The following is a 21,142-nucleotide window of genomic DNA, read 5'->3' as shown; positions in this document are numbered from 1 at the left end:
AGCGGCTCGCTCCCCGCGTCACGATCAACGTTGCGACTCGCTGTAGGCCTATAAGTCGAGCGAGCGGCCGCCCCCAGCCATCTCCCCACCTGTGGGGGAGATGCCCGGCAGGGCAGAGGGGGCTGGCCGGGCCGCAGCATTCACGAGGGAGAAAACCCATGCCCGTCCACATCGCCCTCCTCCGCGCCATCAATGTCGGCGGCACCGGCACCTTGCCGATGGCGGAGCTGAAGGCGATCTGCGAGGGGCTGGGTTTCGAGGATGTGAAAACCTATATCCAGAGCGGCAATGTCGTCTTCCGCTCCGCTGACAGCGAAAAGGCCGCGGGCGAGAAACTCGACGAGGCACTGGGCAAGCGGCTCGGCAAGAAACCCGGCGTAATGATCCGCAGCCGCAAGGAAATGGCAGCGATCGCCGGGAACGCGCCCTTCCCGGATTGCAAGCCGAGCTTCGTGCTGGTGCATTTCCTGGCCGAAGCAGCACCCAAAAACGCGCTCGATGCGATGGTGGCGCCCGACGGCGAGGAGGCGGTGATCTCCGGCCACGAGATCTATATCCACTACCCCATCGGATCAGGGAAATCCAAGCTCAAGCTTCCGGCACTGAAGGCCGGAACCTCGCGCAATATCAATACCGTGCGCAAGCTCGTGGAGATGGCGGCCGAGATGGACGATCAGGGCTAAGCTCGAATGCCTGAACCCACCACTCGCGCTTAGCTCACCTTGGTCATCGGCGGCTGTTTCCACTTTCCGTCCAGCGCCTCCGGCTTCGGCCAGTAGAGCCGCGTCGCGATCACGAAGGGGCCCTTGGGTGCCGGCAGCCAGTTCGGTTCCTTGTCCTTGCCGGGGGAGTCGGTCTGGACGTAGAAGGTCAGCCCGCCATCGGCATCCTTGACGAAATCCGGCAGCATCGGCGAATTCAACAGGTAGCGGTCGATCGGATTGGCGACGAGCAGGCTTTCGGGCAGCTTGTACATGGTCAGCGACCAGAAGGCGTTGACCGGCGGCAGCTCGCCTTTGGCGAAACGCACGGTGTATTTGTTGGCGCCGTCGAGCTTGTTGCCTTCGGCATCGACGGCATAGGCCGGGTAGATGGCTTCCTGTTTGGAGTTGCCGTAGATGCCGAGAACAGCTGCCGTCATCCGGTAGAGATAGTTGTTCTTCAGATAGGCGCGAGTGCCGAACACATCACCCGAGGTGACTTCGCCGGTATCGAAGCGTTTGCGCAAGCCCTCGATATCAGCCCAGGCATCGGCCCTGCCCTGCTCGAAGGCCGTTTTCATGTCCGGCGTCAGCTTTGCCGGGTCGAACGGCTTGCCGCCACCGATGCCGATGCTTGCAAAGCGTTTCATCAGCGCCGTTTCGGACGGATCAGCGGGGCAGAACTGCAGGATGAAATTGAGGATGGCGAAGAACTCGAGCGAGGTCTTCTCGCCATCGGGGGTGAGCGGCTTGGCAAAGTCGATGGCCGGTGCTGCGGCGGGTGCCGGTTTGCCGAGGAATTTCGACAGCGGCTCCGCCTTGTAGGCCGCCTGGATCTTCTTGACGTTGTCGAGATCGCCGGGATTGAAAAGCTGCGTGCGGTAGACGGCCAGCAGCAGCTGGGTTTCCGAGCGCATCACCTTGTCGATGCCCTTCGGCGTCTCGCCCTTCCAGTCCGGCCCGGCGATCAGGAAGCTGCCGCCGCCGTTTCCGGTGGCGCGGCTGCCGATATAGTCGAAATTAAAGGTATAGGCATCGATCAGCTGGATGCTGAAATAGCGGTCCTTTTCGATCGGCGGCACGGTCAGCACCATCGGCTCGGCGCGAAGGTCCAGGCCAAGCATCGAATAGGGCGTATCGGAATTCGGCGTCTGCACCGCGGTGTCGGCAGGGGTGTAGACCCGCGGAATATTGACCAGCTGGTTCCACGGCCCCTTGTATTCCGGATTTTTGGTATCGACGAAATAGGCATGTTGGATGCGGTAGCTGTCGACCATCGGGAAGCCGTAGATATAGGCCTCCTTGGCGATGGCGCGGGCTTCAGCGGCGCTGACTTCGGCGGCCAATGCAGTGGCCGGTCCGAGACCCGCGAGCCCTGCGGCCGCAACCATGCCCTTGGTGAATTCACGTTTTGTCAGATGCATGACACCCTCCCCCTTTTTTTGCGGAACAGTCACTTCACCGGCTGCGGCTCGGGAAATGTCCATGATCCCTCAAGGATCGCCTGTTGCGGGCGGTAGAGCCGGACGGTGTAGTTCCAGCCTGGCGTCGTCGGCAGGCAGTTTTCGATCTTGCCGTCGCAGCCGCCGAACTGGATGGCGATCGAACCATCGGCACTCTTCTTCGCGGTGACGTCGTTCAGCGCATAGGCGCCGTATTTGTTCTTCTTGTAGTAGCCCTTGGCGTCATAGAGGCTGACCGACCAGAAGCCGTCGACGGGAACGTCCTTGACGGTGAGTTTGTAGACGGTCTTGCCGTCATTCTTCGGCGGCGTGATGTTGAGATAGGTGGCGTCCTTGTCGGGATTGCCGCCCCAGGCAGCGGCGCTGGCCACCAGATGGCGGATGGGATCGACCGCGTCCTTGGCGCCGAACGCCTTGTTGAAATTGGGCATTGTCGATGCCAGCACCAGCAGCGCGTCGCGCACCTTCTTCTGGCTCACCGGATCCCATTGCGGGATCGCGAACTTGCCGGGGCCGCCCGGCTGCTCGGCCTTGATCGCATCCTGTAGCGCGTGGACCGCTTCGACGTCCTTGGGGTCGGCCGGATTGACGAAGGTCCGGATGCCGGCGATCACATAGCGGGTGCCGACCTGCTCCTTGGTGAAGGTGCTGGCGCCCTGGTAGGAGACGACCGGAATATAGTGGTCCTCGCTGACGGCAAAGAGCGACATGAAGCGCCCACCGGCATCCGGCAGGGTGATGGTCACCGGCCCGGCGTCGAGATCGAAGACCGCCGAGGTATAGAGCGTATCGCGGTTCAGACGGATCACCGTCTGCTTGTCGATATCGGCCGGTTCGCGGCGGTGGATCAGCTTGTCGAAACCGCCATCCTTGACGATGTTATTGAAATAGAGGTCGCTCTCGGCCCTGACGAAATTGTCCACCGTGACAGCTTCGGCGGCAAAGGCCGGATGCGGTGCGGTCACGACGGCCAGTGCCACGGCGGCGGCAGACACCAACGGTCTCAATTGCAGGAAGGTTTGTCCAGGCATCGCGCATCTCCTGAATGGTGGAAATGCACCCTTCCGCAAAGCCCGCGCGGCGGTAAGTACGTTACAGTAACACGGGCGTAAATGGAGCGGTATTTACGCCGATGAGCCAGCCGCTTACATCCAGTATTTCACGGCGTAGACCACCGTCATGACGGCGCCGGTGACGATCACAAACCAGCGGACAACGGATCCCGGCAAGATGCGGACCAGGTAGCCGCCGAGATAGCCGCCGAACAATGCGCCAAAGAGCATCGTTAGTGTCTGCGGCCAGCGGACGGCGCCTTGCAATATGAAGATCGTCACGGCGGCGATGCTGACGGCCGTGGCGAGCAGGTTCTTCAGCGCCTTGACGCGGCGAATATCGTTGAGGTCGCCGATCGCCAGCACCGCCGTCAAGATGACGCCGAGACCGGCGCCGAAGAAGCCGCCATAGATCGACGCGAATGCCAGCACCGTGGAGCTTGCGAGTTGTGATGGCTTGCTGCCGCCGCGGCGCCTTTCGGCCCAGGCTGCGATGCGCGGCGAAAACAGGAAAAGCAGCGTGGCGGCGCCGATCAGCGCGGGCACCGGCAGCACGAAGAGCCGCTCCGGCAGCGCCAGCAGCAGCAGCGCGCCAAGGATGCCGCCGATGAGGCAGACCAGAACCGAGAGGCCGAGCTTGAGATCGAGCGGCTGCAGCTTCCGGTGATCGGCAAGCACCGCAAGCAGATGGCCGGGGACGATGGCCACCGCATTCGAGGCGTTGGCGGTGACCGGCGGCAGGCCCGAGGCCAGCATTGCCGGAAAGGTCAAGAGTGTGGCGCCACCCGCCAGCGCATTGATGACGCCGCCGGCAATGCCTGCGGCAAACAACAGAATTGCGATTTCCAGGCTCATCGGCGTCTCCCCCATCCCCCTGCCCTTGCTAGCCGCCTCCGGCTCCGGCGCCAAGCCGTCCTTGACGCCAGGCGGTTCGCCCCGACGATGATTTTGAGATTTGCCGCGTCAATGCGATACTCAGCGCAGGAGAGAGCGATGGGGCGTCACTGGCGGATCCTGGCTGCGCTGCTTTCACTGGCGCTCGTCAGCGCCGGTCCGGCCGACGACGGCCGCTGGTATGCCGGCGATTTCTCCTTTTCAGACGAGCTCGGCGGCTTCCGGATCCTGTCGATCAAGGGAAAGGGCACACGCGCCGATCCGATCGAGATCACCGAGGCGCTCACGTCGACCGAGCCGGTGACGCTGGTGATCCGCGCCGCCAATGCCGCCAGTCTCGATACGCTGCGGCAGAACTCGTTCCACATGAAGATCTCGGCGGTGAACCAGAGCAAGCTTGCCTGGATCGGCTTCGAATTCGAGCTGGAGGAGATCCGTGGCAAGCCAAGCGACTTCTATGACGGCCTGTCCTTCGGCCAGACCAATCCCAATCCGGATTTCTTCTCCTCCGACCGCTACGCGCATTTCCAGAACCAGTTTGAAAGCTTCGACCGGCTGCGCTTCGATGACGGCCATTCCGACCCCGGCATGACGACCAGCTTCGGCTTCTTCGTCACCGACGTGACGCCGGTGGCGGAATTCTATCTGGTGGAGGATCCGCTGATACCGGATTCGTGACTATCCGAGGCTGACAAGCGCCGTCCCGGCGATCGCCATGGCGGCCCCCGCCCAGGCATAGGCATGCGGCATCTTTCCGCTTCGGAGCCACACCATCGGCAGGATGACGATCGGCGTCATCGACGACAGCGTCGAGACGATACCGACGCTGCCGGTCTTCAGGGCCGCGAGCAGCAGCGACATGCCGAGCGCGGTGCCGAAGAAGGCGGAAACAACAGCGAGAGACACATCCTTCTTGCGCAGCGCGCCGGACTGGCGGCGGATGGCCGGCAACGACAACAACGCCCAGAAGAAGATGACGGCGATGCCTGCGCGCACGGCCATGGCCGCAAAGGGCTCGACGCCGGCTGCCATGGCCGGACGAGCGAAAAGACTGCCGAGCGCCTGGCCGAAGGCAGTGACGACACCAAGCACGATGCCTGTCAGTGACGTGCGCTCCTGCGGTGCTGGCGCCTCGATCGGCTCACCATCGGCCAGCGGAATCATCGGCGGCGGCCGCCGGCGGCGCGCGGCGATGGCGATCAAGATGCCGGTCAGGATCAGCACGACGCCAGTTGCCTGCAGCAGGCTGATCGTTTCGCCGAGCGCGACATATCCCATGGCGAGCGCAAAGGGCGAGGTCAGCGAAAACAGCAGCGCCGTCACCCGTGGACCGGCGGTATAGATGGCCGCGAAATAGGTGGTGCTGGCAATCGCGATGCCGAAAACGCCGGATGCGGTAAGCGCCATGAACTGCCAGCCGCCCAGCGTCGCCCAGCCACCGGCGACCGTGGCTGCTGTTGCCGTCATCAGGAACGCTGCGGTCAGCTGCCAGCGGGCGAGCTGCATCAGCGGCACCCGGCCGTTCAGCTCGTTGATGAACATCGAGCTCAGCGCGATACACGTCGCGGAACCAAGGGCAAGGGCTTCGGAAATCAGCATCAACAGCTCCGGGAGAGAGCGCATCCTTGGCTGGCGGGCGGTGCGCTGTCAATGGACCGGGAGACGGCTTGCCTACAGCATCACTGCCGGTAGATAGCGCCTGCCTGCGGCTGGAACAGCAGCTTGACGAAGGAGCGCAGCACGAGGATCTGTTCGGCGAGGCTGTTCGGCTCCTTGAGCGCCTTGGATAGCACGATGCCGCCTTCGAGCACGGTGGAGACCATATCGGCCAGCTGATCCACCTCCAGCGGTTCGCGGGGCGTATAGACCGCCATGATCTCTGCAAACATCCGGCCGAAGCGGCGGCGCCAGGCGAGCACGGCGTTGCGGTTGGTTTCCTGGATCTCGCGGTCGAAGATGCGCTCGTAATAGCAGACGGTGGCGACCAGGCAGCCTGGGTGACCGTTCGGCATGTCGGCCAGCAGTTCGGAGAGCAGCTTCAGGCCGAGCAGGAAGGCCTGCAGCGGATCGTCCGTCAGCTCGCGGGCGCGGCTGAAGATCTCGTCATAGATGCGCTCGTCGTTTTCGATGTAGCGGTTGAGCAGCGCCTTCGCGAGCTCGTTCTTGTCGCGGAAATGGTAGAAGAAACCGCTCTTGGTGATGCCGGTCTCGGCGATCAGCTCCTCGATCGAGGTGCCGCCGAAACCCTTCTGCAGCACGGCGGCTTCAGCGACATCGAGAATGCGCGTGCGTGTTTCGGCGCCCTTTTTCATGCTCCCTCCTGTACCGCCGGTACAGTTTTCAGTTGCCGAAGCCATCTCGCGGCTGCGGCCGCGCCTTCAAAAGCGCAAGCAAGATCATGATTTCAATAGGCAATATTCCCGGCCCGCGGGAAGTATACCGCAAGTCGTCTAGTTTCGCATGCGATTAAGCGCGAGAAATCTATCTGCCGGACACCCGATAAGGTGGCGCCGGGCTGTGTAGGGGTGGGTTTTTCAATGGCACAGTACAGACGGAAATTGCCGCAGCTTGGCGGCGGTGCCTACATTACCGATGGCGGGCTGGAGACGACGCTGATCTTCCACGAGGGCGTGGAGCTGCCGCATTTCGCAGCCTTCGTGCTCCTGGAGACAGAGGCCGGCCGCAGCAAGCTGCGCCACTATTACAGGCGCTATCTCGATCTTGCCCGGCGCCATGGCACCGGGTTCGTGCTCGACAGCGCGACATGGCGTGCCAATCGCGACTGGGGCGGGAAGCTCGGCTATTCCAGCGCCAGCCTGAAAGCCGCCAACGAGGCGGCGATGACGCTGATCGTTGCATTGCGCAAGGATTACCAGCGGCCGAACCTGCCAGTCGTGCTCAGCGGCTCGATCGGCCCGCGCGGTGACGGCTACAAGGCCGGCGCAATGAGCGCCGCCGAAGCGGAGGATTATCACAGCGAGCAGATCTCGGCCTTCGCCGGAACCGAGGCCGACATGGTGAGCGCCTTCACGCTGACCAATATCGACGAGGCGATCGGCATCATCCGGGCCGCCAAGGCACACGGGATGCCGTCGGCGATCTCCTTCACCGTCGAGACCGATGGGCGGCTGGTGACCGGAAAGAGCATTCAGGAGGCGATCGAAACGGCCGATGCGGCAACCGATGGGGCACCGGCCTATTACATGATCAACTGCGCCCATCCCCTGCATTTCGAGGCGGCGCTCGATCCCGGCAGCGTCTGGGCAAAGCGGATCGGCGGCATCCGCGCCAATGCCTCCACCATGAGCCACGCGGAACTCGATGGCAGCGAGACGCTGGATGCCGGCGACCCCGCCGATCTGGGGCGGCGCTACCGGCTGCTCCTGTCTGCCATGCCGCAGCTGAAGGTGCTCGGTGGCTGTTGCGGCACCGACCACCGGCATGTGGCGGCGATCTGCGAGGCCTGCCTGCCGCAGGCAATGAGTGCGTAAGGAGGGTAACGCGATGACGACGCTGCGCAAGAAGCTGCGGCCGAAGCGGCTGCTGCGGATGATCCTGCACCACCCCGTCTGGCCGAAGACCAGGAGCAAGGCACGGCAATTCGCCGATGCCGGGCTGACGCCCTTCGAGGCCCTCGACAGCCACCTGCTCCGCGATATCGGCATCGGCCCGCATGCGCGGCGCTCGGGCTGCGATTAAGAGGAACGAGACTCCGGGTGCGGACGGCACCCGGAATTGCCTAGTGCTCGGCAGCCGCCACCGCATCCTTGCGGCGGTGACCGCTGATCTCCGAACCGGCATTTGGCGTGAAGCGCAGGTTCCAGACTGTGGCGGCCAGCGAGATGATGGTGACGACGATGAAGGCGGCAGAGAAATCGTGCAGTTTCGGCTGCTCGCTGCCCGTCGTGGTCATCGAGGCATGCAGCGCCAGCGCGCCGATGCAGATGCCGAGCGACAGCATCAGCTGCTGGAAGGTGGTGTAGAAGCTGGTGGCCGAGCTCATGCGCTCATGGCTGATCTCGTCATAGGCGATCGTATTGTAGGCCATGAACTGGAACGACAGGAAGAAGGCGCTGAGCGTCAGCACCGCGAACATGACGCCGACGGGCCAGGCCGGGCTGAAGGCGGCACAGAGGCCGTAGCCCAAAGTGCCGAGCAGGCCGTTGATGATCAGGCTGTTGCGGAAGCCGAGGCGGCGGAAGACCGGGCCCGACAGCGGCTTCATCGCCATCGAACCGATCGCGGTGGCGATGACGATCTGCCCGGCTGTGGCCGCCGACATGCCGAAACCGACCTGGAAGAGCAGCGGCAGCAGGAAGGGCTGCGCCCCTTGCGTGATGCGCGTCAGCGAACCGGCGATGACGGAGGTGCCGAAGGTCGGCACCTTCATCAACGAGAAATCCATGATCGGCGACGGATGCTTGCGGGCATGGCGCAGATAGCCGATGCCGAACAGCAGGCCGACGGCAATCAGGAATACCGCCATCGACGCCTCGCCCTCGCGGCTCGACATTTCGAAACCGAAGAGCAGCGAGCCGAGCGAGATCCCTGATAGCAGGAAGCCGATCGTATCGAAGGGGCCGATCGCCTTGCCCTTCACCTCGTCGATGAAGATCGACACGAGGATGAAGCCGACGATGCCGATCGGCACGTTGATGTAGAAGATCCAGCGCCAGTCGAGATAGGTAACGATGAAACCGCCGAGCGGCGGACCGACGATCGGGCCGATCAGCGCCGGGATCAACAGCCACGACATGGCATTGACCATGTCCTTGCGGGCGACGCTACGCATCAGCACCAGACGGCCGACCGGCATCATCATGGCGCCGCCGGCGCCCTGAATAAGGCGGGCAACGACCAGCAGGAAGAGGTTCGGCGCCAGCGCGCAGGCGATCGACCCGGCAACGAAGACGGCGATCGCCGAGCGGAAGACGGTGCGCGAGCCGAAACGATCGGCCATGCGGCCGCTGGCCGGAATGAAGATCGCCAGACTGAGCAGATAGGAGGTGAGCGCGATACTCATCGACGGCGCATCGACCCCGAAATCGCGCGCCATGGTCGGCAGCGCCGTTGCCAGCACCGTGGCATCGACGTTTTCCATCAGCATGGCGCTCGCGACGATCAGCGCGATCGTGCGAAAATTCGGGGCAGCCCGCTCGGCGCGAACGGGGTGGAATATCTGATCCGGCATCAGCAGGGATCACTCGCGATGGCGCGGCGAAGCCATGAAAGGACGACAGGGCCGCAGATGTGAAATGGCATGATGCCACAAGGGAGATAACACCGTGTATACGCCCGCAAATGTGGCAAAGGCATGCATTTTAGACAATGCTGGCATGAAGTAACCGAATGGCTACTTGGGAGGGCGGATTTCCGAGCGCTAAACGATGTGGACATTCACGCCTGATAAGCAGATCACCGATTCCGCCAACCTGAAGAAGTGCTACCAATGCTTGCAGCCATTTCAGGAGAGCGGCATGAGTGCCCAAAGCGATCAGCGTGAAATCATCGAGTATCTCTATCGGCGGTTAGCCGGCGGGGACACGAGGTATTGCACTATCGTTACAATAAAAAAGAATACAGGGCTTGAGTATGCAAACCAATACATGCTGGCTTTAACGGACGATTTAGAATCTGCAGGCCTTATTATCACTCGCCAAGCATATCAGATGTCGGGTGGCAGGCTGTTTCAGATCACAGCAAAGGGTTATGACGCTGTCGAAAGCGGGGATATTCCCGTTAGTATAGACAGTGCCGCCTGGACAGGGCGGTTCGAACTTTCTGAACATCAGCGATCTGAACTTCGCCGAATTTTATCAGAAATAAGGACGGTTATCGAAACAGCGCGGCTCTCAAACGCACGCACAGCAAACGCAATGGCGTTGATCGAGTCAGCCGAACTCCTAATTGAAACTCCAGACCCTTTGTGGCCGGAGATCATGCGTCTTTTGCGCTCTCCAACGCTGGCGGGAATAACGGGCATCGCAGGCTTATTGATAGCTTTCGTACAGATCGTTATGGCAGCAGCGTCATAGGCCAAAGCAATTCGTGATCTCAAGCTGTTTCACAGGTCTCGTCCCCCCAGCATTCCACCCGCCACCCTTTCCCGCTACACTCCACCCAAGGTGGAGGTTTTCAGCATGGCGAAGCTTGTCTTTGAAATGAACCAGTCGCTGGATGGCTATGTCGATCATGATCGGATGGCGCCGGAGCCGTTGTTTCAGCATTGGGTGGAGAGGACCGATGGGCTGAGCGCCACCGTCTATGGGCGGACGATGTATGGGCTGATGCGCTACTGGGACGAGGATCAGGAAGGCTGGGACGATGCGCACCGGGCGTTTGCGGCGGCGTGGCGGCGCTTGCCGAAATGGGTGGTGTCGCGGTCGCTGACGGAGGTCGGGCCGAATGCCACTTTGGTCAGCGGCAATGTTGAGGCCACCATTGCCGGGCTGAAGGCGGAGCGTGAGGGGGAGATGACGATCGCCGGGCCGGTGCTGGCGGGTAATCTTGCGGCAAGCGGGCTGATCGATGAATACCGGCTCTACGTGCATCCGGTCGTGCTCGGGCATGGGCGGCCGTTCTTTACCGGGGCGCGGCCGCCGCTGAGGCTTGTGGCCCACGAGCGGATTGCGGGCGATGTGGTCCGGCTCACATATACTCCGGCCTAGCGTCAACAATAGAAGCAGCTTGCGCCTCCCCCGGCCCGGCCCTACCTATTGAGCATGAGCTCCGCACCTTCAAAGACCGCGCCTGATGGCGCCGCGTTTCCGTTCGACAACAGCTATGCCCGGCTGCCTTCGCATTTCTTTGCGCGCCAGATGCCGTCGCAGGCCGCCGAGCCCTGGCTGATCAAGCTCAACGAGCCCCTGGCGGCGGAACTCGGGCTTGATGTCGAAGTCTTGAGGCGGGATGGGGCGGCGATCTTTTCGGGCAATCTGGTGCCTGATGGCGCCGATCCCCTGGCGATGGCCTATTCCGGGCATCAGTTCGGCCAGTTCAACCCGCAGCTCGGCGATGGGCGGGCGATCCTGCTCGGCGAGGTGGTAGACCGCGACGGCAAGCGCCGCGACATCCAGCTGAAGGGCGCGGGGCAGACGCCGTTTTCGCGCCGCGGCGATGGACGGGCGGCGATCGGCCCGGTGCTGCGCGAATATATCGTCAGCGAGGCAATGTATGCGCTCGGCATTCCGGCGACGCGGGCGCTTGCGGCGGTTTCGACCGGGGAACCCGTCTATCGCGAGCGGGTGCTGCCGGGTGCCGTGTTTACGCGCGTGGCGGCGAGCCATATCCGCGTCGGCACCTTCCAGTTCTTCGCCGCCCGCGGCGATACCGATGGCGTCAGGGCGCTTTCCGACCATGTGATCGAGCGGCACTATCCCGACGTGACCGGGGCGGACAATCGCTATCTGGCGCTGTTCGAAGCGATTGCCGAGCGGCAGGCGGCGCTGATTGCCCGCTGGCTGCATGTCGCCTTCATTCATGGGGTGATGAATACCGACAACATGACGGTTTCGGGCGAGACGATCGATTTCGGCCCCTGCGCCTTCATGGATGCCTATGATCCCGGCACGGTATTCTCCTCGATCGACCAGCAGGGCCGCTATGCCTATGCCAACCAGCCGGGCATCGGCCAGTGGAACCTGGCGCGGCTCGGCGAGACGTTGATCCCGCTTTTCGACGAGGATCAGGACAAGGCGGTGAATCTCGCCAATACCGTGATCAAGGGTTATGGCGCGCGGTTCCAGGCGCATTGGCTTGATGGTATGAGGAAGAAGATCGGGCTTGCTTCCGAGGAGGACGGCGATCTGACGCTGGTCCAGGCTCTGCTTTCGGCGATGCAGGCCGGGCAGGCGGATTTCACGCTGGCCTTCCGGCGGCTTTCGAACCTTGCCGGTGACGAGGATGCCGAGGGCGAGTTTCTCTCGACATTCGACGGCATCGGTGAGGCGATGGGCTGGCTCGTCAGCTGGCGCGAACGGCTCAGACGCGATCCGCAGACGGCGGAGGAGCGCAGCGCTGCGATGCTTGCGGTCAACCCGGCCTTCATTCCGCGCAATCACCGGATCGAGCAGGCGATCAATGCCGCGATGGATGACGGGGATTTCTCGCTGTTCGAGGCGCTGGTTCAGGTGCTGGCCAAGCCGTATGAGGATCAGCCGGCATTTGCGGCCTATATGGCGCCGCCGAAGCTGGAAGAGCGGGTGCTGCAGACGTTTTGCGGGACGTAGTCTTCCGGTAAGGCTGCGGCTTGGAGCCCCCTCATCCGCCCTTCGGGCACCTTCTCCCCAAGGGGAGAAGGGAAGTCGAGCACCCTTCGACGCTACTTGCCGTGACCTTCGTGACCTGAATGTGCGGCTGACACAGAGGCCGCACCGAGTGTCACCGTGCCCTCGAAACTGGCGAAGGCCTGCAGGGTCTTCAGATCTGCATGTGCCTCAGCATCCTTGACAGCCGCCGCCAGTGCCGTTGCCACATCGGCGGGAACACCGGCCTTCGCAAGCGCATCCGCCTCCTTAATCGCATCGCCGCTGCACAGCAGTGGACGCCAGCCATGCTCGCCATTCTGCAGCAGGATGCGGCCGCCGCGGCCGTCCTGTTGCCAGCCGGCGATCGCCCAGGTGCCATGGACGGCAACCGGGCCGATGGCGAGCGGTTTGTCGGGGGTTTCGAACATGGTTCTGAGCACATCGGAGATCAGCTGCTGCGGATCGCCGGATGGCGGTTGATCCATCGGCATGTCCATCGTCGTGCCGTCGGGCATCTGCATCGTCGCAGCGTGAGACGCCATCGGCGCGGACAGGGAGAGAGCGGCGGTGATCAGGATCAAGACTGGCTTCATGATGATCTCCCTCACGAAAAGGCGCGCCGGAGCGGCGGCACGAAGCGGATGACAAGCTGGTCGAAGGCGATCATGGAAAGGATCGCGAGGCCGGTCAGCGGGAAGGCGATGCCGAAGATCACGGCGATGACCCAAAGGCCGATATAGACCGAGCGCTGCGGCGGCAGCGGCGGCACGCCGACGCGGCCGGCAGGGCGGCGCTTCCACCACATGATGACGGCGGTGACGCAGGAGAGGATGATCGCGATACACGTGGCGAGCATCAGAAACTGGTTGAACCGGCCCCACTCCTGCCCCTGATGGACGTTGATGCCCCATTCGATCGCCTTGCCGAGGAAGGGATAGGCGCCATAGCTGATATCGACCAGCGGCTTGCCGGAATATTGGTCGATATGGAGGGTGCGCTCGCGGGAGAGATCGTCGGGGAAGATCGCGGCGGTATAGACGCCTGCCTCGGTCGAGGGGATCGCCATGTCGAAGCCCGGCGTCATGCCTGCGGCCCTGGCGATCTCGACGGCGCGGTCGAGACCGATCGGCGGCTTTGACTGGGCGGCAGCGATATCCGACAGCGGCACCGGCGCCTTCTCGACCGTCCAGCCGACCTTCGGCAGGATATCCTCGGTCACTTTCGCCGATTTCGGGACGTCGTCCCAGAGCTGGGCCGGATAGCCCATGCCGTGGCTGCCGAGGAAGGACTGGACGTTGGCGCCCCAATAGCCCGACCAGGGCATGCCCGTTGCCGCCAGAAAGAAGATCAACAGCCCGGCGAAGGCGCCGGTCACCGCATGCAGGTCGCGCCAGAAGACCCGGCGCGAAGGCGTGCCGCGGACGCTGACCACCCCGCCCGTCTGGCGGCGCGGCCACCAGAGATAGATGCCGGTCAGCACGAGCACCATGGCAAAGCCGCCGGCGATCTCGACCAGCCGGTTGGCGGCGCCGCCGAAATAGGCCAGGCTATGGATGTGCTTGACGACGGTGTTGAACTCTTCCGTCGTGCCGACCTTGTCCAGCACCTTACCGTCATAGGGATTGACGAAGACCAGTGTCGACTGATCGTCTGCTGCGACGGTGACGATGGCCGAACGCTCGGGCGTGGCCGGATCGCGATAAGTGGTTGCTACCGAACCGGGCACGGAGGCGGCCGCAATATCGCTCAGCGCCTGCGGCGAAAGCGGCTGGCCCGCGGGCGTCACGTCATAGCGATAGGCGAAGACCGTATCGTTGATCTCGTCCTTGAACAGATAGAGCGAACCGGTGATCGCCAGATTGAGCATGAAGGGAACGGCGAGCAGGCCGGCGAAGAAGTGCCAGCGCCAGATGGCGCGATAGAGCGAGACGCCTGATGCGGCGCTCTCCACCGGCTCAGTGGAGGTGATTGAAGACATGAGACAGTTCCAGATCCAAGGCTGGCGTCAGTGGCGCAGCCGAAAGCGAAGCACGCCTGGCTGGGTGACCGGGCGCGGGTTCAGGCAGTCGCTGGATCTGCGGGCGGGGCTCTCGGCCCGGTATTCGGCGGGAACGGATCGCGGTGGAAGACGGCGGCGCGCAGCGGCGTGGCTTCGGCAACGGCATAGCCGAGCGGCGCACCCGACAGATCGGCCGGAGACGACAGCATCGCCGTGGCGCTGATGCGGCAGGCGTCGCAGCCGTGATTGTGATCGGCGCCATGTTGGCTCTTGCCGGTCTCATCGGTAACCGTGACGCAGAGCGTCGGCAGCGTCCCATCTGGCAGCGCATAGGCGGAATAGTCGGCAGGGCCGGAAGGCGCGGCGGCGGGCACCTGATGGGCAAAGCCGACGGACACGAGCGCGATGGCGCATAGAATGCGCACCGCCCACTGCTCGAATCTGCTGCCAAGATATTTCATGTGACCCCTGCCCTCAGGCCCGGTTCTGATAGCGGCGCTTGCTGGAAATCGCAATGCGACATTGTCGCGGGGTGAAGCCCGCTCAGCGCATGGCTGCCCTGCGCAGACTGCGGCAATTGTGGCGGTTGAAAGGCAGGCGCCTCGCTCTATGTGCTTGAGAATGCTTGTGGCGGCGCCCCTGGGAGCGGGCCGCAAGCGCTTTCTCATTCGACCCGAGCCCCCTCGGGAACCTGCCCGCGCTCCGCCCCCCCGGACGCGGCTTTCAGCGGGAGACTATTTCATGGCGATTGCCATAACCTCCATCCTCTTTCTTCTCATTGGCCTCGCGCTCGGCGGCGGCGGGCTCTGGCTCGTCATCCTCGGCGGCAGCATCTTCTATCTGTTCGCCGGGTTGATGTTCATTATCACCGCCGTGCTGCTCCTGATGCGCAAGGCCGTCGCCCTCTGGGTCTATGCGGCGCTCGTCGTTGCGGCGCTGATCTGGGCGGTCTGGGAGGTCGGCTTCGACTGGTGGCAGCTCGGGCCGCGCGGCGGGCTGATCATTCTGCTCGGTCTCTGGCTGCTGACGCCCTGGATCCGCCGTCCGCTCGGCTTCAAGAGCCCGACCGGCGCCATCTACAGCACCAATCCCTGGCCGCTCGGCGTGCCCGTCATCATCGCTATCCTGGTCGCCGGTTACTCGATGACCACCGATCCGCACGATCTCTCGGGCGACCTGCCGAAAGATGTCGTGGCAGCCGCTCCGCCCTTCGGCGGCGATGTGCCTGATGGCGAGTGGCATCAATATGGGCGCACGCCCTTCGGCCAGCGCTATTCGCCGCTCGACCAGATCAATGCCACCAACGTCAAGGACCTGAAGGAGGTCTGGCGCTACCAGACCGGCGACGTGAAGCGGCCTGACGATGTCGGCGAGACCACCTATCAGGTGACGCCGCTGAAAGTGGGCGACACGCTCTATCTCTGCACGCCCCATAACTGGGCGATCGCGCTCGATGCCAAGACCGGCAAGGAGAAATGGAAGTTCGACGCCAATTCCGGCATGAACCCCGACCGCCAGCACCAGACCTGCCGCGGCGTCACCTATTACCACGACACGGCCGTCGCTGCCGGTCAGCCCTGCGTCGACCGCGTCTACCTGCCGACCTCCGATGCCCGGCTGATCGCGCTCGATGCCGCCGACGGCAAGGTCTGCGAGAGCTTTGCCGACAAGGGCACGCTGCATCTGGAAACCGGCATGAAGTACAATCCGGCCGGCTATTACTACTCGACATCGCCGCCGGTTGCGGTCGGCAGCAAGCTGATCATCGGCGGGGCGGTCAACGACAATTACTCGACGCAGGAACAGTCGGGCGTCATCCGCGCCTTCGACATCAATACCGGCGCCCTGCTCTGGAACTGGGATTCCGGCAATCCTGACGTCACCACGCCGCTGCCCGAGGGGCAGACCTATACGACGAATTCGCCGAACAGCTGGTCGGTGCTCTCGGTCGATGAGGGCCTCGGCATGGTCTACATCCCGCTCGGCAACCAGGTGCCCGACCAGCTCGGTATGGGCAGAAGTGCCAATGTCGAGAAATTCTCCTCCTCGGTGGTGGCGCTCGACATCAATAGCGGGCAGCTGAAATGGGTGCAGCAGTTCGTCCATCACGACCTCTGGGACATGGACGTCCCGGCCCAGCCGGTGCTGTTCGACATGACGAAGCCCGATGGCTCCGTCGTGCCGGCGCTGGTGGCGCCGACCAAGCAGGGCGATCTCTACGTGCTCGACCGGCGCACCGGCGAGGCGATCATCCCCTTCAAGGAGATTCCGGCACCGGGCGGCGCGATCCCGGAGGACAAGACGGCGCCGACGCAGCCGATCTCGGACCTGACCTTCTCGCCCGATCCGCTGCAGGAAAAGAACATGTGGGGCGTCTCGCTGTTCGATCAGCTCGCCTGCCGCATCGAGTTCCACCGCTACAAATACGAGGGCCGCTACACGCCACCGTCGCTGCAAGGCACGATCGTCTATCCCGGCAATTTCGGCACGTTCAACTGGGGCTCGGTCGCGGTCGATCCGGAACGGCAGATCCTGTTCGGCATGCCGACCTATCTGGCCTTCACCTCCAGGCTCGTCCCAGCTGCCGACATCCCGCCGAAGGGGCAGGACGAAAAGGGCAGCGAGCAGGGCCTGAACCGCAACGACGGCGCGCCCTACGGCGTGTTCATGGGTCCGTTCCTGGGACCGCTCGGCATTCCCTGCCAAGCGCCGCCATGGGGCTATGTCGCCGGCGTCGACCTGCGCACCGGCAAGATCGCCTACATGCACAAGAACGGCACCGTCCACGACATGACGCCGCTGCCACTGCCCTTCAAGCTCGGCGTTCCCGGTATCGGCGGGCCGATGATGACGAAAGGCGGCGTGGCGTTCCTCGGTGCCGCTGTCGATAACTATCTGCGCGCCTATGACGTCACCAGCGGCGCGCAGCTCTGGCAGGCTCGCCTGCCCGCCGGTGGCCAGGCAACGCCGATGACCTACACCACGTCTGACAACAAGCAGTATGTGGTGATGGTTGCCGGCGGGCATGGCTCGGTGGGAACAAAGCCCGGGGATTATGTGATTGGGTATACGTTGCCGTAACAGACGGAACGAGGGGGCACTCTTTGGTGCCCCTCGTTACATATTCTTCAGCATCCCTACTCCTTCAGCACAACCTTAAATAAGCAGATCCAGCTTCGCGCAGGCTTCGGCATCGATGGTTCCCGCAATATTCAAGGGAGTCCTTTTCATGGAAATCGGTGGCAGTGTTCTAAGCCTTTTCAATCCCTATAATCTTTCCAGCGACCAGCGCGCCAAGCAGCAGCAGCAGGGTGCGCCGCTGCAGGTGGAAAGCAGCGGGCGGGAGACCGGTGGCGGGATGGCGCCGAGTTATACGGCGCCGTCGATCTCCAGCGTCATGTGGTCGATGCAAAGCGCGCCGGATACGACGATCAAGGAAGAGAGCCAGGCCGATATCGAGGCCAAGCAGAAACACGATGCGCTGCTTAAGGAATTTCACGATTACGCCGACATGACGCCGGCGGAGAAGATCCGCAAGAGCATTCTCGACCAGATGGGCCTCAGCGAGGACAGCCTCAAGGGGATGGATCCGGATGCGCGGGCGGCGATCGAAAAGCAGATCGCCGATGCGATCAAGCAGCAGCTGACGGGCATCGACGACGATGGCAAGACGGCGGTGGCCGACGTGCCGCAGGGCGCCTCCGAGAGCGGTTCCGAGACCAAGTAAGCGCCGCTTTCAGACTTCAGATTCTGATTCAAAGAGATCGGGCGGCGATTCACGTCTTCACCCGATCTCTTTGATGGGATTTGATTATTTTACTACTGCAGCATGCCGGCGGCGAGCTTGGCCACCTCGGCAAAGACATCGTTGAGTTCGGAGACCGGAGCGTTCGCCTCGGCGACATAGACAGCGACGAGGATTGGCGAGGCGCTTTCCTCGGGCCAGATGATGGCAATATCGGCGGCGGAGCCGTTGCTGCCTGTGCCGGTCTTGTCGCCCACTTTCCACTCTTCCGGCAGGCCGGCGCGCAGGCGGGCAGCACCGGTGGTATTGGCGGTCATCCAGTCGATCAGCTGTTGGCGCGAGGGCTCCGACAGAACCGTGCCAAGCGCCAGGTTGCCCAGCGTATCGAGCATCGCATCCGGCGTCGTCGTGTCGCGCGGATCATCCTTCTTCGCTTCGTTGAGCTCGGTCTCGATGCGGTCCAGACGGCTCGACGTGTCGCCGATCGAGCGCAGCCATTTGGTGAGCGCCTCGGGACCGCCGAGACTGTCGAGCAGCAGGTTGCCAGCGGTGTTGTCGCTGAGCGTGATCGCCGCCTTGCAGAGCTCGCCGACCGTCATGCCTTCGGCGCCGACATGCTTTTCCGTCTCGGGCGAATAGGTGACGATCTTTTCCTGATCGTAGGTGACGCGGCGCTCCAGGTTTTCGTCGCCGCCGTCAACCCGGGCGAGCACCATGCCCGCGGCCAGAACCTTGAAGGTGCTGAGCAGCGGGAAGCGTTCCGTCTCGCGATTGGAGAAGCTGACATTGGTGCCGGTGTCCATGACCGAGACGCCGAGACGGCCGCCGGTGCGCTTTTCCAATGCCGCCAGCTGCTGATCGACATCATCGTCATCGGCAAGCGCGGGCGGCGCCAGCATGAGCGAGGGATAGAGAAGCGCAGAGCTGACGAGCAGGCTCCGGCGGGACAGGGTAATGGGCATGAAATCCTCCGGCAGAATCACCGGAGGACAGAATTAAGGAGCGATTGTGGCGCGATCCCGCCGCCTCGATAAAGTTATCAGGCGGCAACCCTTGCTCGGCTGACCTCGACGGTCACATGCGACAATTCGCCGAGCGCCTGAAGCTTCGCCTTGTAGGTTTCCGGCGACTGCGGATCGGGGCTGACGAGGGCGACGATCGCCGCATGGTGGCCGGGGCCGACCTGCCAGACATGCAGGTCGGTGATGCGGTCGCCGCCGGTTTCGATCAGCTGGCGAATGCCGCCGGGCAGATCCTCGTTCTCCTCCATCGCATCGAGCAGCACGCGGCCGGAGGATTTCATCAGGCCGAAGGACCATTGCGCGATGATCACGCCGCCGATGATGCCCATCAACGGATCGAGCCACAGCCAGCCATAGACACTGCCAAGCGCGAGTGCGGCAATGGCAAGCACCGAGGTCAGCGCATCGGCGATGACGTGGATATAGGCGGCGCGCATGTTGTTGTCGGCGCCGTGGTTACCGTGGTGGGCGTGATCGCCGTGATGATGGCCGTGGTCGTGCGCGTCGCCATGATGATGCCCCTCGCCTCTCAGCAGCCAGGCGCTGACGAGATTGACGCCGAGACCGGCAACGGCAACGCCGATCGCCTGCGAGAAGCTGATCGGCACCGGATGGGTGATACGCAGAAAACTTTCCCAGGCCATCAGCAGGGCAATGATGGCGAGGATGATGGCGCTGGCGAAACCGGCGAGATCGCCGAGCTTGCCGGTGCCGAAGGTGAAGCGCGGATTATGGGCCTGCCTGCGGGCATAGAGATAGGCGCAGGCCGAGATCAGCAGTGCGCTCGCATGGGTGGACATGTGCCAGCCATCGGCGACCAGCGCCATGGAGCCGTAATAGGTCCCCGCCCCGATCTCGACGGCCATCATGACGGCCGTGAGCGCGATCACCAGCCAGATTCGGCGTTCGTTGCGGTCGTGATCGGCGCCCAGAAAGACGTGATCATGTTCAAGCGTGTTCGCAGTCATTGCACAGTCCTCAGGTCTCTAGCGGATATAGGTCCGCAGCACTTCCGAAATCTCTTCGACAGCTTCCGCCCGCGCCTTTTCATCGGAGGCGTGCAGGACGTGTTCGTGCAGGTGATCGTCCAGCACCTCGCCGGTCAGCCCGTTCAGCGCGCCGCGGATCGAGGCCAGCAGCTGCAGGATATCGCCGCAGGGCCGCTCGGCCTCCAATGCCCGCTCGACGGCATCGAGCTGGCCCTTCAGGCGGCTGATCCGGGCGATCAACTTCTTTTTCTGGTGCTGGGTGTGGGACATCTCTATTCTCGATTTAATATAGGGGAGTACCCTATCATAACGTGAGCTTTCACGAAAGAGCCAAGCTGACGCAGGCGCATCTTGAATTTATATAGGACTCCTATATATAAGCGTCATGGAAACGCCTCTGGACCCGACCCCGATCTCACATCGCATCAGCGAAGGCCTTGCGCGCCTGGCCGTGGCGATGCGCAGCGACGACTGGACGCGCGCCGAAGCCACCGGCCTGAAGCCGACGCAGCTGGCGATCCTCGATTACCTCGCCGGGCGCGACCAGCCGGTGCGGGTCAAGGAGATCGCCGTCCATCTCGGCGTCTCGCAGCCGACGGCGACGGATTCGATCGCGGCGCTGGAGCGCAAGGGCTATGCCGAAAAGGCGGCAGCGGCCGGAGACAAGCGCGCGGCCGCCGTGGCGGTGACAGCCGCGGGACGCGCGATCTTGGCCGAGGCGAGTGCGGCCGAAGGATCGGCCACGGCGGCGGCACGCGCCCTGCCCGCTGAGGAACAGGAAGATTTGCTGATGTCGATCGTCAAGATGATCCGGCATCTCCAGGAGGCCGAGGCGATACCGGTGCAGCGCATGTGCGCCACCTGCCGCTATTTCCGGCCCTACCAGCACGATGACGCGGCCAAGCCGCATCATTGCGACTTCGTGAATGCGGCCTTCGGTCAGCGCGATTTCCGCGTCGATTGCCGCGAACATGAAACTGCCGATCCGGCAACCCGGGCTGCCACCTGGGACGCCTTTCAAAAGGGATAGG

General features: G+C 63.2%; 22 protein-coding genes. 10 read left to right on the top strand and 12 right to left on the bottom strand.

What is annotated here, in order from left to right; all coding sequences use genetic code 11:
• Positions 1–158: 158 nt before the first annotated feature.
• On the top strand, positions 159–683 hold the full coding sequence (locus AB4Z25_RS11015) for a DUF1697 domain-containing protein (RefSeq protein ID WP_112537318.1): 525 nt from the start codon (positions 159–161) through the stop codon (positions 681–683).
• 29 nt (positions 684–712) lie between these two features.
• On the opposite strand, the gene AB4Z25_RS11010 is transcribed toward AB4Z25_RS11015, so the two are convergent.
• From AB4Z25_RS11010 to AB4Z25_RS11000, 3 genes are all read right to left on the bottom strand, one after another.
• Entirely contained in the window at positions 713–2,125 is a 1,413-nt protein-coding gene (locus tag AB4Z25_RS11010; RefSeq protein ID WP_112537316.1) for a DUF1254 domain-containing protein, read from the bottom strand.
• 29 nt (positions 2,126–2,154) lie between these two features.
• On the bottom strand, positions 2,155–3,195 hold the full coding sequence (locus AB4Z25_RS11005; RefSeq protein WP_112537315.1) for a DUF1254 domain-containing protein: 1,041 nt from the start codon (positions 3,193–3,195) through the stop codon (positions 2,155–2,157).
• Positions 3,196–3,309: 114 nt separating this feature from the next.
• Positions 3,310–4,071 (bottom strand): sulfite exporter TauE/SafE family protein, encoded by a 762-nt coding sequence (locus tag AB4Z25_RS11000; RefSeq protein WP_112537314.1) that lies wholly within the window; start codon positions 4,069–4,071, stop codon positions 3,310–3,312.
• 138 nt (positions 4,072–4,209) lie between these two features.
• Between AB4Z25_RS11000 and AB4Z25_RS10995 the strand changes: the two genes are divergently transcribed.
• Complete coding sequence (locus tag AB4Z25_RS10995) at positions 4,210–4,788, top strand: hypothetical protein (protein WP_442207985.1); 579 nt, start codon at positions 4,210–4,212, stop codon at positions 4,786–4,788.
• Here the strand turns inward: AB4Z25_RS10995 and AB4Z25_RS10990 are convergent, their stop codons facing one another.
• Together AB4Z25_RS10990 and AB4Z25_RS10985 are read right to left on the bottom strand one after the other, a co-directional pair.
• Positions 4,789–5,709, bottom strand: a complete 921-nt coding sequence (locus AB4Z25_RS10990; RefSeq protein ID WP_162698660.1) for a DMT family transporter — start codon at positions 5,707–5,709, stop codon at positions 4,789–4,791. It lies immediately after the preceding gene.
• An 80-nt stretch (positions 5,710–5,789) separates the two neighbouring features.
• Complete coding sequence (locus tag AB4Z25_RS10985; protein WP_112537310.1) at positions 5,790–6,422, bottom strand: TetR/AcrR family transcriptional regulator; 633 nt, start codon at positions 6,420–6,422, stop codon at positions 5,790–5,792.
• A gap of 225 nt (positions 6,423–6,647) precedes the next feature.
• On the opposite strand from AB4Z25_RS10985, the gene AB4Z25_RS10980 reads away from it, so the two are divergent.
• Positions 6,648–7,601 carry a homocysteine S-methyltransferase family protein gene (locus AB4Z25_RS10980; RefSeq protein WP_112537309.1) on the top strand — a complete coding sequence of 318 codons (954 nt, stop codon included), beginning with the start codon at positions 6,648–6,650 and terminating at the stop codon, positions 7,599–7,601.
• A gap of 13 nt (positions 7,602–7,614) precedes the next feature.
• Complete coding sequence (locus AB4Z25_RS10975) at positions 7,615–7,809, top strand: hypothetical protein (protein ID WP_112537308.1); 195 nt, start codon at positions 7,615–7,617, stop codon at positions 7,807–7,809.
• Positions 7,810–7,849: 40 nt separating this feature from the next.
• Here AB4Z25_RS10975 and AB4Z25_RS10970 read toward each other — a convergent pair whose 3' ends face one another.
• The gene (locus tag AB4Z25_RS10970; protein ID WP_112537307.1) at positions 7,850–9,301 is read right to left on the bottom strand and encodes an MDR family MFS transporter; all 1,452 of its coding nucleotides are present in this window, start codon (positions 9,299–9,301) and stop codon (positions 7,850–7,852) included.
• Positions 9,302–9,587: 286 nt separating this feature from the next.
• On the opposite strand from AB4Z25_RS10970, the gene AB4Z25_RS10965 reads away from it, so the two are divergent.
• The 3 genes from AB4Z25_RS10965 to AB4Z25_RS10955 all read left to right on the top strand — a co-directional run bounded on the left by AB4Z25_RS10965 (position 9,588) and on the right by AB4Z25_RS10955 (position 12,338).
• Positions 9,588–10,145 (top strand): hypothetical protein, encoded by a 558-nt coding sequence (locus AB4Z25_RS10965; RefSeq protein ID WP_442207984.1) that lies wholly within the window; start codon positions 9,588–9,590, stop codon positions 10,143–10,145.
• A gap of 105 nt (positions 10,146–10,250) precedes the next feature.
• Positions 10,251–10,778, top strand: a complete 528-nt coding sequence (locus tag AB4Z25_RS10960) for a dihydrofolate reductase family protein (protein ID WP_112537304.1) — start codon at positions 10,251–10,253, stop codon at positions 10,776–10,778.
• 54 nt (positions 10,779–10,832) lie between these two features.
• Positions 10,833–12,338: a protein adenylyltransferase SelO gene (locus tag AB4Z25_RS10955; protein WP_112537303.1), complete on the top strand. Its 1,506-nt coding sequence runs from the start codon at positions 10,833–10,835 to the stop codon at positions 12,336–12,338.
• 92 nt (positions 12,339–12,430) lie between these two features.
• Here the strand turns inward: AB4Z25_RS10955 and AB4Z25_RS10950 are convergent, their stop codons facing one another.
• The 3 genes from AB4Z25_RS10950 to AB4Z25_RS10940 form a co-directional block, all read right to left on the bottom strand.
• Positions 12,431–12,949: a copper uptake system-associated protein gene (locus AB4Z25_RS10950; protein ID WP_442207983.1), complete on the bottom strand. Its 519-nt coding sequence runs from the start codon at positions 12,947–12,949 to the stop codon at positions 12,431–12,433.
• Positions 12,950–12,960: 11 nt separating this feature from the next.
• Positions 12,961–14,334 carry a PepSY-associated TM helix domain-containing protein gene (locus AB4Z25_RS10945; RefSeq protein WP_112537302.1) on the bottom strand — a complete coding sequence of 458 codons (1,374 nt, stop codon included), beginning with the start codon at positions 14,332–14,334 and terminating at the stop codon, positions 12,961–12,963.
• Between the two features lie 80 nt (positions 14,335–14,414).
• Positions 14,415–14,816 carry a hypothetical protein gene (locus AB4Z25_RS10940; RefSeq protein ID WP_112537301.1) on the bottom strand — a complete coding sequence of 134 codons (402 nt, stop codon included), beginning with the start codon at positions 14,814–14,816 and terminating at the stop codon, positions 14,415–14,417.
• Positions 14,817–15,096: 280 nt separating this feature from the next.
• On the opposite strand from AB4Z25_RS10940, the gene AB4Z25_RS10935 reads away from it, so the two are divergent.
• The gene (locus AB4Z25_RS10935) at positions 15,097–17,436 is read left to right on the top strand and encodes a glucose/quinate/shikimate family membrane-bound PQQ-dependent dehydrogenase (protein ID WP_112537300.1); all 2,340 of its coding nucleotides are present in this window, start codon (positions 15,097–15,099) and stop codon (positions 17,434–17,436) included.
• 148 nt (positions 17,437–17,584) lie between these two features.
• Positions 17,585–18,082: a hypothetical protein gene (locus AB4Z25_RS10930; protein ID WP_112537299.1), complete on the top strand. Its 498-nt coding sequence runs from the start codon at positions 17,585–17,587 to the stop codon at positions 18,080–18,082.
• 92 nt (positions 18,083–18,174) lie between these two features.
• Here the strand turns inward: AB4Z25_RS10930 and bla are convergent, their stop codons facing one another.
• The 3 genes from bla to dmeR form a co-directional block, all read right to left on the bottom strand.
• The gene (bla, locus tag AB4Z25_RS10925) at positions 18,175–19,062 is read right to left on the bottom strand and encodes a class A beta-lactamase (protein WP_442207982.1); all 888 of its coding nucleotides are present in this window, start codon (positions 19,060–19,062) and stop codon (positions 18,175–18,177) included.
• Positions 19,063–19,139: 77 nt separating this feature from the next.
• Complete coding sequence (gene dmeF / locus AB4Z25_RS10920; protein WP_112537297.1) at positions 19,140–20,090, bottom strand: CDF family Co(II)/Ni(II) efflux transporter DmeF; 951 nt, start codon at positions 20,088–20,090, stop codon at positions 19,140–19,142.
• An 18-nt stretch (positions 20,091–20,108) separates the two neighbouring features.
• Positions 20,109–20,381, bottom strand: a complete 273-nt coding sequence (gene dmeR, locus AB4Z25_RS10915) for a Ni(II)/Co(II)-sensing transcriptional repressor DmeR (protein WP_112537296.1) — start codon at positions 20,379–20,381, stop codon at positions 20,109–20,111.
• Positions 20,382–20,496: 115 nt separating this feature from the next.
• Here dmeR and AB4Z25_RS10910 point away from each other — a divergent pair, with 115 nt between their 5' ends.
• Positions 20,497–21,141 carry a MarR family transcriptional regulator gene (locus tag AB4Z25_RS10910; RefSeq protein WP_112537295.1) on the top strand — a complete coding sequence of 215 codons (645 nt, stop codon included), beginning with the start codon at positions 20,497–20,499 and terminating at the stop codon, positions 21,139–21,141.
• Position 21,142: the final 1 nt, after the last annotated feature.

Source organism: Rhizobium sp. RAF36, assembly GCF_052114105.1.
In the GTDB taxonomy this organism is placed as follows: Bacteria; Pseudomonadota; Alphaproteobacteria; order Rhizobiales; family Rhizobiaceae; genus Rhizobium.
Note: the sequence above shows the minus strand (reverse complement) of the source record. Positions and strands in the feature narration are given on the sequence as shown.